The sequence below is a fragment of the Serratia rubidaea genome (genome assembly GCF_016026735.1).
GTDB classification, from domain to species: domain Bacteria; phylum Pseudomonadota; class Gammaproteobacteria; order Enterobacterales; family Enterobacteriaceae; genus Serratia_B; species Serratia_B rubidaea.
Window position 1 is genome coordinate 3,637,985 of sequence record NZ_CP065640.1, and the last position, 12,443, is coordinate 3,650,427.

Annotated in this window: 14 protein-coding genes; all 14 read right to left on the bottom strand. The window is 58.3% G+C overall.

Translation table 11 applies throughout. From position 1 onward, the window contains the following. Positions 1 to 7 precede the first annotated feature (7 nt). The 14 genes from I6G83_RS17040 to I6G83_RS17105 all read right to left on the bottom strand — a co-directional run bounded on the left by I6G83_RS17040 (position 8) and on the right by I6G83_RS17105 (position 12,095). Positions 8 to 2,071 (bottom strand): TonB-dependent hemoglobin/transferrin/lactoferrin family receptor, encoded by a 2,064-nt coding sequence (locus I6G83_RS17040; RefSeq protein WP_062778957.1) that lies wholly within the window; start codon positions 2,069 to 2,071, stop codon positions 8 to 10. Positions 2,072 to 2,166: 95 nt separating this feature from the next. Next, positions 2,167 to 2,349: a hemin uptake protein HemP gene (gene hemP, locus I6G83_RS17045; RefSeq protein ID WP_054306661.1), complete on the bottom strand. Its 183-nt coding sequence runs from the start codon at positions 2,347 to 2,349 to the stop codon at positions 2,167 to 2,169. A 166-nt stretch (positions 2,350 to 2,515) separates the two neighbouring features. Next, complete coding sequence (locus tag I6G83_RS17050) at positions 2,516 to 3,001, bottom strand: glutathione peroxidase (protein ID WP_015672127.1); 486 nt, start codon at positions 2,999 to 3,001, stop codon at positions 2,516 to 2,518. 112 nt (positions 3,002 to 3,113) lie between these two features. Next, positions 3,114 to 3,737: an isochorismate family cysteine hydrolase YcaC gene (gene ycaC, locus I6G83_RS17055; protein ID WP_015672128.1), complete on the bottom strand. Its 624-nt coding sequence runs from the start codon at positions 3,735 to 3,737 to the stop codon at positions 3,114 to 3,116. Between the two features lie 149 nt (positions 3,738 to 3,886). Further along, the gene (locus tag I6G83_RS17060) at positions 3,887 to 4,486 is read right to left on the bottom strand and encodes a hypothetical protein (protein ID WP_054306660.1); all 600 of its coding nucleotides are present in this window, start codon (positions 4,484 to 4,486) and stop codon (positions 3,887 to 3,889) included. A gap of 122 nt (positions 4,487 to 4,608) precedes the next feature. Continuing rightward, positions 4,609 to 6,789, bottom strand: coding sequence for a catalase/peroxidase HPI (katG, locus tag I6G83_RS17065; protein WP_054306659.1), 2,181 nt, complete (start codon positions 6,787 to 6,789; stop codon positions 4,609 to 4,611). A 178-nt stretch (positions 6,790 to 6,967) separates the two neighbouring features. After that, positions 6,968 to 8,050, bottom strand: a complete 1,083-nt coding sequence (locus I6G83_RS17070) for a tyrosine-type recombinase/integrase (protein ID WP_054306658.1) — start codon at positions 8,048 to 8,050, stop codon at positions 6,968 to 6,970. Continuing rightward, the gene (locus I6G83_RS17075) at positions 8,025 to 8,357 is read right to left on the bottom strand and encodes an excisionase (RefSeq protein WP_054306657.1); all 333 of its coding nucleotides are present in this window, start codon (positions 8,355 to 8,357) and stop codon (positions 8,025 to 8,027) included. Before I6G83_RS17075 ends, I6G83_RS17070 begins: the two co-directional genes overlap by 26 nt. Beyond that, a complete protein-coding gene (locus tag I6G83_RS17080) occupies positions 8,323 to 8,523 on the bottom strand; it encodes a hypothetical protein (RefSeq protein ID WP_072186141.1) in 201 nt (66 codons plus the stop codon). The genes I6G83_RS17075 and I6G83_RS17080 overlap by 35 nt, the downstream gene beginning before the upstream one ends. Positions 8,524 to 8,574: 51 nt before the next feature. Then, positions 8,575 to 8,751, bottom strand: coding sequence for a hypothetical protein (locus tag I6G83_RS17085; protein WP_169802931.1), 177 nt, complete (start codon positions 8,749 to 8,751; stop codon positions 8,575 to 8,577). A gap of 41 nt (positions 8,752 to 8,792) precedes the next feature. Continuing rightward, a complete protein-coding gene (locus I6G83_RS17090; protein WP_054306656.1) occupies positions 8,793 to 9,293 on the bottom strand; it encodes a siphovirus Gp157 family protein in 501 nt (166 codons plus the stop codon). Further along, positions 9,290 to 11,437 (bottom strand): hypothetical protein, encoded by a 2,148-nt coding sequence (locus tag I6G83_RS17095; RefSeq protein ID WP_054306655.1) that lies wholly within the window; start codon positions 11,435 to 11,437, stop codon positions 9,290 to 9,292. The genes I6G83_RS17090 and I6G83_RS17095 overlap by 4 nt, the downstream gene beginning before the upstream one ends. A gap of 51 nt (positions 11,438 to 11,488) precedes the next feature. Beyond that, positions 11,489 to 11,767, bottom strand: coding sequence for a hypothetical protein (locus tag I6G83_RS17100; RefSeq protein WP_054306654.1), 279 nt, complete (start codon positions 11,765 to 11,767; stop codon positions 11,489 to 11,491). Between the two features lie 10 nt (positions 11,768 to 11,777). Then, positions 11,778 to 12,095: a hypothetical protein gene (locus tag I6G83_RS17105; RefSeq protein ID WP_054306653.1), complete on the bottom strand. Its 318-nt coding sequence runs from the start codon at positions 12,093 to 12,095 to the stop codon at positions 11,778 to 11,780. Positions 12,096 to 12,443: the final 348 nt, after the last annotated feature.

Below are 12,443 nucleotides of genomic sequence, written 5' to 3' on the forward strand. Positions count from 1 at the left end.
CCTGTCGTTACCACTGATAGCTGACCAGCAGTTTGGCGTTACGTCCGTCCTGCGGAATGCCTTGCGGCGAGTAATATTCTTTATCGAAGGCGTTGCCCAGCACCACGGTGGTGGTCAGCCCCTGCAGCCCGGCGCGGCCTTTGTAGCTGAGGTAAAAATCGTTGACGCCGTAGCCGGCCTGTTCGGCGGTGCCGCTGGGCACGTGGGTCGAGCGCTGGGTGAAGGTGGCGACCCAGCTGGTGGCGAAGCCGCTTTCCCCCAGCGGCACGTCCAGTACGCTGGTGACTGTGTCCGGGTTGATGCTGGCGATCCAGTCGCCGCTGGTTTCATCTTTGCCGCGGGTGCGGTTATAGGCCAGATCCCAGCCGAACCAGCGGGTTTTATAGTTCAGCGCGGCGTCCCAGCCCCAGATTTTGGCGCGGTCGATATTGGTGGAGTAGGTGGTGCAGCTGATGCAGTAAGGCCCGCGCGGGCCGGCGCCGATCTCCATGGTGACGGCGGTGGAGATATAGTCTTTGGCTTTGGTGTCAAAGTAGCTGGCCTTGAACTGCAGGCTGTCGTCGGCCAGCAGCAGGTCGTCGAAGCGCAGGCCGAAACCATACTCCTGAGTGGCGTTGGTTTCCGGCTTCAGGTTCGGGTTCGGCACCCAGTTGTTGGTGATGGTGGTGGGACCCATCGGGATCGAGAAGTGTTTGTCGTCATTGTACATTTCCCCCATGGTCGGCGCGCGGAACGCCTGCGCATAGGAGCCGAACAGCATCAGCCAGTCGGTGGGGGTAATGCTGACCGCCCCGCGCGACGACCACTTATCGGCGTTGACGTCGTCGTAGCCGTCGCTGCTGCCCTTATAGTTGTCGTAGCGCGTCCCGGCGAGGATCGTCACCGGCAGATCGCGCAGGGTGATCTCATCCTGCAGCCAGGCGGAGGTGAAGTCGATCTTGGCCTGCGGGAAACTTTCGGTGGCGCCGCCCGGCGTCTGTTCCTGCTTGTACGCCTCACCGCCGTAGGTGAACAGGTGCGCCGCCGCGCTGTCGCTGAACAGTCGGGTGCGGTTTTCCAGCTTGGCGCCGCGGGTGGTTTGCTTGCGCGCCTCGTCCTCGCTGCCGTCGCGGTGGGCGTTGATCTGCACTTCGGAGTAATACAGCTGCGCCTGCGCGTCCAGCCACGCTTGGCCCGTTGGTTTCAGTTTGTAGGTCAGCTGCCCGTCGCGCTGAATGGTGGAGCGATCGGTCTGCAGATTACTGGCGGAGGCGGCCGGCGTCTGCGGGTTTTTCGGCTCCTGCGCGCGGTTGTTGTAATAGCGCAGGTTGCCGCTCAGGGACTGGTTTTCATCAATGGTCCAGGTGCCTTTGGCCAGCAGATTATTGATATTTTCATCGTTCGGCGCGTCAAAGCCGTTGCCCTGACGCAGGTTGCCGACGTCGCGGGTGCCGAACGACAGCAGGCCGTCCAGGCTGTCGCTGCGGCCGTAGGCGCTGGCGCCCATGCCGAGGCTGTGATCGCCGCTGGCGGCGCTGCCGTAAACCCGGAAGCCGCTGTTGCGTCCCGGCAGCAGCAGATCGGCGGCGTCGACGGTTTCATAGGCGATCACGCCGCCCAGCGCGCCGCTGCCGTACAGCAGGGCCGACGGGCCGCGCACCACTTCTACCCGTTTGATCAGCGCCGGATCGAGGAAGGTGCCGTTAAGGTGGCCGGTATCGGTGCCCTGACGCACGCCGTCCACCAGGGTCAGCACGCCGCGGCGGTCATAGCCGCGCAGCATGATATCCTGGCCGTTGCTGCGGCCGGTGCCGGTGACGGTAATGCCCGGCACCTGACGCAGCAGATCGGCGGCGCTGCCGGCGGTCTGCGCCTGCGGTGATGCGCCGTCGATCACCGTGACCATCATCGGCGCGCTGAAGCTGTTGCGTGGGTTGCCGGTGGCGACCACCGTCATGGTGTCGTCGGCCGCGGGCTGCGGCTCGGCGTGGGAAACTGTGCTGGCGTCGGCAAAAGCCACCGTAGGCAGGGCGCAGGCAATGGCCAGGCTCAGGGCGGACAGACGCCGCGGGGTGGCGAAAATAGCAGGCATAGTGCAACTCTCCGTATGTTTTACAACATATCAAATGATTTGCTGGCTGCCTGGATCGTGCCCGATCGGGGTGGCTGGCATGGGAACTGTGGGTGTTACTTGGTCAGAATCAGCTTACCCGCTTTGGTCTGGCGCAGCTGATAGCGTTGACCCTGATGCGTAATAATCGCCACGCCGTCGCGGCCGAGCAGCTGTTGGCTGTCATAGCTGGGTAGGGTGGCCGTTTCCTGCCGGGAGGCGGCAGGTGCGACGGGCGCTGCGTGCTGTTTATTGTCCATAATGGCCGTCTGAAAAATAAGGGGTTAACTGATAATGTTTATCGTAGTGATAATCATTATCATGTGAACATTCGGTTACAGCAAGGAAAATTTGCTTACCGGTGCGATCGGGGTTTTAACGTGACAAGCGGGGGCGGCGGGCAAGGGCGGCCGCCCGGCGGAAGGGTTATTTCAGCAGCGTCTCAATACGCTCGAACAGGCGCTCCGGCTTGGTCAGCGGCGCAAAGCGCGTGACGCGCTGGCCGTCGGCGGTAAGCAGGAATTTGGTGAAGTTCCATTTGATGCGCTGGCTGCCCAGCAGCCCGGGCGCGCGGCGCTTCAGCTCGTTAAACAGCGGATGTGCTTCCGGGCCGTTGACCGCTATCTTGGCGAACAGCGGAAAACTGACGCCGTAGTTGAGACTGCAGAAGCTGGCGATCTCCTGCGCGTCGCCCGGCTCCTGCGCGCCGAACTGGTTGCAGGGAAAGCCCATCACCACCAGGCCGCGGTCGCGATAGTAGCGCCACAGATTTTCCAGCCCGCGGTATTGCGGGGTAAAGCCGCATTTGCTGGCGGTGTTCACCACCAGATAGGCGCGCGCCGGGAAGTCCCCCAGGGTTTTGGCTTCGCCCTGTAAGGTGGTGCAGGGAATGGATAACAGCGATGGGAGCATGCGGCGGATCCTGTCTCGGTAAATGACCCTCATAGTGTAGAGCAAGCGCCCGTATCAGGTCACGGATTCGCAGTAAAAACGGCAGACGCCGGGCGTCTGCCGCAGGGGGGGATTATTTTTGCATCAGGTAATCAAAGTTACTCATCAGGTTGCGGTAATCGGGAATATGCTCGCTGAACAGTTTACCCAGCCCTTCGACATCGTTGCGCCAGTCGCGGTGCAGCTCACAGGCCACGCCGAACCAGTTCATTAGCTGCACGCCGGCCTGGGTCATGCGCTGCCAGGCGGCATCGCGGGTGATAGGGTTAAAGGTGCCGGAGGCGTCGGTCACCACAAACACCTCATAGCCCGCTTCAATCGCCGACAGCGCCGGAAATGCCACGCACACTTCGGTCACCACGCCGGCGATAATCAGCTGTTTTCTGCCGGTGGCCTCCACCGCTTTGACGAAATCCTCGTTATCCCAGGCGTTGATATTGCCGGGACGGGCGATATAGGGCGCGTCGGCAAACTGCGCCTTCAGCTCCGGCACCAGCGGGCCGTTGGGTCCGGTTTCAAAGCTGGTGGTCAGGATGGTGGGTAAGTTGAAATAGGCGGCCAGATCGGCCAGCGCCAGCACGTTGTTTTTAAATTTATCCGGGTCGATATCGCGCACCAGGGACAGCAGCCCGGTTTGATGATCGACCAACAGTACCGCCGCCTGCTCTTTATCCAGTCTGACATAAGGCTTGCCCATAATTTACTCCTTTAATGATGACGATATTGGTGCAGGACGCCGGCGCAAACGCCGCCGGCAGGGAGGGCGCGACCCGCTGCCGCGCTCTGTTGATAACCTTAGCTCAGGCGGGTAAAGGCAGGTAGTTGGCGAGAGTAAGTCAGAGTGTTCTACGGCTGGAACGATGAGGCGTTTGCCGCCAGCTTACGCCGGACCGCGCTTAGGGTGCGGCGTCGGATCCAGCCGCTGGCCGGGCGGATCAACAGCCAGTAGCAGGCCAGACGCGCTTTCACCTGCGGCGTCGGGCAGTAGATAAAGGTTTCGGTGCACAGACGCGTTTGGCCGGCCGGGTCGCTAATCACCTTAAAGCGCAGCACCAACTTGGCGGCGCCGGGGTCGGCAAACTGAAGAAATTGTCTGGCGTCCTCCGGCCTCGGCAGCGCCAGCGTCGGCCGCCAAAAACGGCCGACCAGCCCGAGGGAGAGTTCGTGACTATCCTGATGCAGCGGGGTAAAGCTGTCAAAGCCGAAGGGGCGCACGGGCGCCGCGCGCCGGCGCAGCCGCTCCGGCAGCTGGCGCAATGCCATCAGGCGCCGAATCAGCGGATCCTCCAGCACGTCCAGCGTCTGCACCGCGTGAATAATGGCCTGCGGTGCGGCGTCGATCGGCGCCGATTGGTGTCTTTCATAAAAGCTGAATGCCGGCAGAAACGGCGACGCGTCTTGCCAGCGCCGGCACGCCCGTTGGCTGATAAATCCCAGAAATCCCATATGCTGCTCCCTGATGATTGCTTCGTATCCTCTGCCGGCCAGCTAGCCTTAGTAGCGGCGTAATAACAGCAAATAAAAAAGCCTCCGCATGCGGAGGCTTGAGTATTGCCGTTATCGTTCAGTTACGCCAGATCGAAGCGATCCAGGTTCATCACTTTAGTCCAGGCGGCGACGAAGTCGCGGACAAATTTCTCCTGCCCGTCGCTGCTGCCGTAAACTTCCGCCAGCGCGCGCAGCACCGAGTGAGAGCCGAACACCAGATCGGCGCGGGTGCCGGTGTATTTCACCTCGCCGCTCTGGCGGTCGCGGCCCTCGTACAGCTCTGCGCTGTCGTCGGTGGCCTGCCATTCGGTGCGCATATCCAGCAGATTGACGAAGAAGTCGTTGCTGAGTACGCCGACGCGGTCGGTAAAGACGCCGTGCTGGCTGCCGTCGAAGTTGGCGCCGAGTACGCGCAGGCCGCCGACCAGAACGGTCATTTCCGGCGCGGTCAGCGTCAGCAGCTGCGCCCGGTCAATCAGCAGCTCTTCGGTGGTCGGGCCGTTCGGCGAGCGGCGGTAGTTACGGAAGCCGTCGGCCAGCGGTTCCAGCAGGTTGAACGCTTCAACGTCGGTCTGATCCTGACGCGCATCGACGCGGCCCGGGGTGAACGGCACCTTAACCTGTACGCCTGCGGCGGCGGCGGCCTGTTCAATGCCCACCACGCCGGCCAGCACGATCACGTCTGCCAGCGACGCTTTGCCGGAGGCCTGCTGAATCGCCTTCAGGGTCGGCAGCACGCTGACCGGAATGGCGTTGACCTCCCAGTCCCGCTGCGGCGCCAGCGCCAGTCGTGCACCGTTGGCGCCGCCGCGCTTATCGCCGCCGCGGAAGGTGGCGGCCGACGCCCAGGCGACCGAGACCAGCTGGCTGACGCTGAGATCGGAGGCTTTGATCGCCGTCTTCAGGCTGTCGATATCGGCAGCGCTTGGCTGGTGCACCGCCGGCGGCAGCGGATCCTGCCAGATCAGATCTTCGTTCGGTACTTCCGGCCCCAGGTAGCGCGCTTTCGGCCCCATATCGCGGTGGGTCAGTTTGAACCAGGCGCGGGCGAAGGCTTCGTTAAACGCCTGCGGGTCATTCAGGAAGCGACGCGAGATTTTCTCAAACTCGGGGTCGAGGCGCAGCGTAACGTCGGTCACCAGCATGGTCGGCTTACGTTTCACTCCCGGGTTAAACGGATCGGGAATAATGTCCGGCCCGTCTTTAGCTTCAAACTGAATGGCGCCGCCCGGGCTGCGCGTCTGCACCCACTCATATTTGAACAGGTTTTCGAAGAAGTTGTTGCTCCACTGGGTCGGGGTTTGCGACCAGATCACTTCCAGACCGGAGGTGATGGCGTCGGGACCGGAGCCGCTGCCGTAGCTGCTGGCCCAGCCGAGACCCTGACGCTCCAGCGGCGCCGCGGCCGGTTCCGGGCCGAGGAGGTCGCCGGACGCTGCGCCGTGGGTTTTACCCAGCGTGTGGCCGCCGGCGATCAGCGCGACGGTCTCTTCATCGTCCATGCTCATATTGCCGAAGGTGGCGCGGATGGCGGCGGCGGCCGACAGCGGTTCACCGCTGGCTTCCGGGCCTTCCGGGTTGACGTAGATCAGCCCCATTTCGGTGGCGCCCAGCGCCTGGTGCGCCAGACTTTCCGGGTGGCGGTGCGCCAGCCAGGTTTTTTCATTGCCCCAGTCGACGTCGAGATCCGGTTCCCAGACGTCCTCGCGGCCGGCGCCAAAGCCGAAGGTGCGGAAGCTGGATTTTTCCAGCGCCACGTTGCCGGCCAGAATATACAGATCCGCCCAGGAAATTTTCTGGCCGTATTTCTGTTTGATCGGCCACAGCAGGCGGCGCGCCTTATCGAGGCTGACGTTATCCGGCCAGGAGTTGACCGGCGAGAAGCGCTGCTGCCCGCGGCCGGAGCCGCCGCGACCGTCAACGGCGCGGTAGGTGCCGGCGCCGTGCCAGGCCATGCGGATAAACAGGCCGATATAGCTGCCCCAGTCCGCCGGCCACCACGACTGTGAATCGGTCAGCAGATGGTGGATATCCGCTTTTAACGCGGCGTAGTCCAGCTTTTTGAACTCTTCGCGGTAGTTGAAATCCTCACCCAACGGGTTAGAGCGGTTGGAGTGCTGGTTCAGCAGATCCACACGCAGTTGGTCGGGCCACCAGTCCTGATTGGTGGTGCCGCCGCCGGCGTACTGCTCAGGCACGTCGGCATGGAAAGGGCATTTCGCGGTCGGTGAAGACGTTGATTTGTCGGTTGGATTGCTCATTTCTTACTCCCTTTGCACTCGATGAATACCGTTAAGATATCCTTTGGTTTTAGTAAGAGATATTTGAATTGGCCTACGGATTCGATAGGTATACTTTTTGTAACTATCTGATTCCATGCCTTTTATTTTTATCGTTCCGAAATTACTCGAAATTTACTCGAATTTTGATAGTTACTTTTTAAAGCATAACGTATTCTTTCCGGCGTGCATCAAGGTATTTTTCTGTCATAACCCCCGATTTATGCCCCAGCAATTTCTGTGCAAAATCCTTCCCTTTTTCCTTCTCATAAAGCCGGCCAGACAAGCTGCGGATCTCGTGGAATGGTGGAGGACTGGCTTCAAACTCTATTCCCGTCAATTTCCGTGCTATAGCAAATTTACCAGTCAGGCTATTTAGGCTTATCGCCCCGTCAGGGCTGTTTTTACGGATGCCAGCGCTAATCATGTAATCTGTCTTGCTGACCTGGCGGCAACGGTCAATCACTGCTCCCAAATGCAAGCCAACGGCCTGCAGCTCAAGGTTCAGGGGAAGGGCAATCATTGCCCCTGTTTTATCCTGCTCGATCAGCAAACGGCCATTCACGACGTGATCAAACCTCATTTTTGCGATGTCTGCACGTCGCTGGCCGGTGACAAGTGCGAGATCCATTGCCAATGAGAGCCATGCCGGCAGGGTGTCAGCTGCTTCACGTATTGGAATGTATTGCTTTAGCTCCAGCCGCTCCCTCTTTATAACCGGTTTGGCCGATCTCGTTGGAGTGACCGGGTTGCTTTCGATATGACCTTCAACGATAGCCTCTCGGAAGATGTCAGATAGCACTGTCCTCATCGCTGCCGCCATTGTCTTTTTCTCCTGCCTTACCCATATTTCAAGAAATTCTGCGATATGCCGAGTGGTGATTTTTGACAGGATCATGCTGCCCATTTTTTCGCTGATGACGGCAAATTGCTGACGGCGGAATCTGCACGTTTTAGCTGATAGATTTCTACGTTCGAATAGAATGTAGTACCGCTCTAACCAGTTGTTTAGCGTGTATTCGTGGGTGCCTTTAATCTTCTCCAGCAGCAGTACTGGTGAGTAGTTCTGATCAATGTAGTGGTTGGCTTCGATCGCCTGAGCGATTGCATCACGGCGGGAAATTGCCCCCATTGAAATCTCTTTCTTGGTGATCGGATTCCGCCAGTAGAATGACTTGCTTTTTTGGCGATAAGTCAGATTTTTAGGCAATTGCATGTCATACCTCCCTTTTCGCCGTGTCATTGATCACTTTCTCCATAAACGCCTCGCGCGCCGGCGCGGCGCTCTGCGCTTCCTTAATTTTCTTGCCCAACGACGGATCGTTGGGTTTGATGTAAATCGTGCCGGGCTTCAGCATGTAACGACTGCCGTGCTTCTCCGCTGGTGGGTAGAAATTGCCGTTGCGCGCCCAGCGCCAGAGTGTCTGAATGTTCGGTTTGTAGCTCTCGTACGTGCCGTCGCACCATTCTTTCAAAGTGAGCAGCTTTTCTTTGCCACAGTCAGCGGGGCGGTGATTATCCCACCCCCTTGGGATCGGGTTGTTGGGCATGGTCTTTCCTCGGTTTTATCATCTTGGCTATGCTGTCGTCGGTCACACGACAAGCCCGTTTAATGTCCGCATCGGCCAGTGTTGTTTTGCGAACGCTGGAAGATAGACGGCCAATTTTTAGATCGAAATCAGAAAGCAGGATCATTCCTGGTTGCCACCGCTGCATTGCCATTTCCTCGTTGTGTGGGAGAGGGGACAATTTAGCGGTGGCGGCGGGTTATTTCTGATTATCATTAATCAACTTTTTGAACGCCTGCTTTTCCCGCGCCAGGCGCACTTTCTGGGGAAAGTGAAACGCCAATTCGCTGCGGCTTTCTACTTCAATAATTCCGGTTGAGCCGTCGGGGAATGTCACGTGCACGGCATCACCCTTGGCCAGATACATTCTCAGCATGTGAGATCCTCATTATTGGCCCCGTTGCCGGGGCCGGATGATTACCGAACCTGCAGAGACGGTTCGCCGATTTCGATATGCGCGCCTTTAACTTCCACGCCGTTCTCGATTGCCTCCTTAATGGCTTTCTTGTCTGGTGAAACGACGGTTTGCACGGTAACCAGCTCGTCGGGAAGAATATCGGCATTATCGACAACAATGCTCGCCGTACCTTTTCTGGCCGTGAACGTATTGGCCGTGGTTTTTATGGTGCCCTGGCCGCTGGCTAGCAGGCACGTCAGCACGTACTTGCGGATCGATTTTGCACGGTTCTCGAATGACTTCTTACGTTCGGTCAGGCGTTTTATTTCCTCTGCCAATATGGCGGCTTGCCCTTCGATATTGCGCACGTGGATAAAGGCGGCGTCCAGCTTGTCGCCCAGTGCACCCTCGATGCCCTCGAGGGTGTCAGCGATCATCTCCGGCGTCAGCTCGTCAGAGGTTTCAACCAGCGCCTGTAATTTGGCGTAATCGGATGCTAATGCAATGGCGTTGACGCTCATGATGCTTTCTCCTCTGACAGTGTGGCGATGCGCTCTTCTTTCAGAACGGTAAGGCGGCGCAGACGGCTGGCCAGGTATTTAGCGTGTTCTGTATCACCTTTGGCCTCGGCTGCTTTGCGGTGCGTTTCCACTTCGCGAGCGATCGAGCTATAAACTTTGCTGGCTTCATTGACGGTAACGGCCGTGCTAATGGTGTCGGCCACTGCAGACAGTTTCTCGTCCAGCTCTTCGCGCAGTCGCGTGACGTCTTCGGCTTTGTCGCTGGCGTTCTTGATAGCGAACTCCGTTGCGTTCTCTTCCCGATATTCAGGCAGGTCATGCCAGCCGAGGAATACATCGGCAGAGAAGCCCAGCATGGAAAGTGACTTTTTGATCGCATCGGTGAGGCTCTTTTTCATCACTTCACTGTCAGCCATAAAACCGCGTCTCGTTTTGTACATGTACGGCGTGGCGCCATAAGCTGTAACGCGGCCTTTGGTTCCGTTCAGGACATACCAAAACTCGACCTGCAGGTTATGGTTCTGCTCGAACAAGATAGAACCGTCGGCGTCGCGCAAAATGCGGTTACCAATAATTTTCCCGCCTTCGAATACCGCCTCGCTCATTGGTGCGCCGGCGATCATCTTCTCTTCGACAATGTCAAATCCCCAACCCGTGCCGATAGGGCCGAAAATTTCGGTTGCGCGCATAAACATGTATTCGCTGTTGATGCTGGTACCGACATAACCGGCCCCCTCGATCGGCTTCGTGTATCGAGGATCTGTGCGCATGACGCGTTTCCAGATGTCGAGATTCTGCTGGGCTTCTGCTGGCTGCTCGGCGATCACCTGCTCAACCTGTGCAGCGCGCTGCTGGAAATCGTCGGCCTTTGGCTGCTTTGCCAGTTCCTCTGCGCGCTCTGCGTTTTCTTCAGCCTGCTGCAGAGCCGGGGATTTATCCTCTGGCGCGCTGGCGTAAACGCCATAGCCCATCTGATCCAGTTGCTGCTTGGCCTGCTCCGCCGTGGCGTCGTTAACTTCCTGCTGCTGAGCCACTTCCGTTTTTTCGGCTTGATTTGTGGCGGTGTCCGGCTGCTCACCGGTCAGGCCGTCAATGGTAAATTTCCCATCCCCCAGAGAAGCGACCTGCGGTTCTTTGGCTTTGCCTTTGGGTGCTGACTGGCGGCCGAGATTGGCGTTGATGTATTCCCTGTGGCTTGTCGGGAACTGGTGCAGGTCAGGATTAGCCGAACGAATCAGGTCGAAGATTTGCGCGCGGCTAAACTCCAAAACTCCAGTGGTTTTACGCAGCATTGCCGACCATTCTTTCCATGGGCTTTCCTTCTTGGCCACAACCTCTTTTGCTTGGCGATGGATCGCCACTGGAATGTTAAAGATATCGAAGTCCATCGGCAGAAGGGCTGCAGAGATTTCGTAATCGAGGCTGTCCAGTGTGTGTGGGTACCCTCGCTCGTCATCGTGCACGGATTCTGCTGGCGCATCATTTTCGACAGCTACGTTTGTAGCGGTGCCGGACAGCTTCAGGCTTTCACGGTCTGAAGGGTTGGTTACCCAGGAGTGCGCGAACGCTGCCACATCCTCCTGTGATGGCATGGATTCGCCAGCCTGCTGGAACAGTGCGGAAACCAGCTTATACACCGCAGATGGGTACATGGCACCGACTTGCGTCACCGATGCCAGGCCATCGATTACAGCGCGCATACCCGTATCATCAGGCGTTTCGTCATCATTGAGCATATCGACTACAAGCGACAGCTGGCTGTTATCGATGTCACCGTCGCCATACATCACTACCGCGGCGATCCGAACGTTCGCCGGTTGAGACATTAAATCTACCGCACCGGTCTGCGCTTCTGGCTCCGGTTCGGGCGCTTTCGGTGACCACGCCTTACCGTCGAACTCGTTCTCGGCCGCAAACTGTTCATCGAACTGGCCAATGGCTGGGCGAGGGGCGCCAGGTTGATCCTCTACGGTTTTTGGGGAGAGGAAGCTGTCGCCACCTTCTGGATACGCTTCGAACAGCTTACCGAGCGCGATGCTTTCAGCCGCACGCTTGCTCGGTGCATCCAGTGCAATAACAAGAGGTACGGCGCCGGCCGCCAGGGCTTTTTTCTTTGGTTCAAAAAGTGAGATATAAGTTGGCATTTTCGGTCTTTCCTTTTGAAGTATCCGGCGCTGGTCAGGCGCCGGGGTTGGTTAAAATTTATCGCGCAATACGGCTTTCACGTTGTCGCAATACCAGCTGTATAACTCACGCTGGCGCTGCGGCAGGGTGTCGGGCGTTGCCATCATTACCGCAATCAGAAGCCGGTCACGGGTGTCCGCATCTTCGCCGTCGATGTACGTAAACACCTCGATCGCCTCGTCGGAGTATCCGTGCGTTGCTGCCGCCTCGAACTGGTCGCGCTGCGCGGCGGTGTCGTGTTGTTCGTAGAGCGCCAGCTCGGCGCGCAGGTTGTGGGTTTCGATATCCATGGCCGCGACCTCAGTACGGGAGTTCGTCGGCATCGACAGGGCAGTGCTCAATGCAAAGCAGCTGCTGCACCTGATCGTCGATTTCAGAAATACGCTTGCAAGTGGCATCGGTCAGACGTGCTTTTTCCAGCTGCAGCGCTTCAACCTGTTTGCCGATAATGTCGATCGGTTCTGGCTGGTTTACATCGATGTGGATCTGGCGGGTTTCCAGCAGCACGTACTCGGGGTATTGCGACATATCCATGGTGAACACGGAGATTTTGTTTTGTGCGTACTGGTCAATATTTGCGTGAATGTAGAGCGTGACGGGTATCTGTAGTGCTTTCATAGCAACTCCTGATATAATCGGCACTGATCGGTAGTGCCTTCGTTGGTGATATCGGTCTTTCCTAGCCGGGGTGGTTCCCGGCAAATCCCGGTTGCTTTGGTCGGCGCCGGGGTAAAGAGGCCCGCTTCGGCGGGCCTTTTTACGTCTGTATGTTGCCGGTCTTTCCCGGCTGTCAGGGCTGGTCATGCCCGTCGGTCTTTCCTAATTCATGCAGTGTGAAAAAAATGCCCCGACGCACGGGGCGAAGACTACACACAGCAATGGTAATTTTTTGCCGCGTAACGCCCGGCTGGCGGAACATTCTGAACAACCGCTGCATGGTTAGTGCGCTGTTGATGGGATTATGTT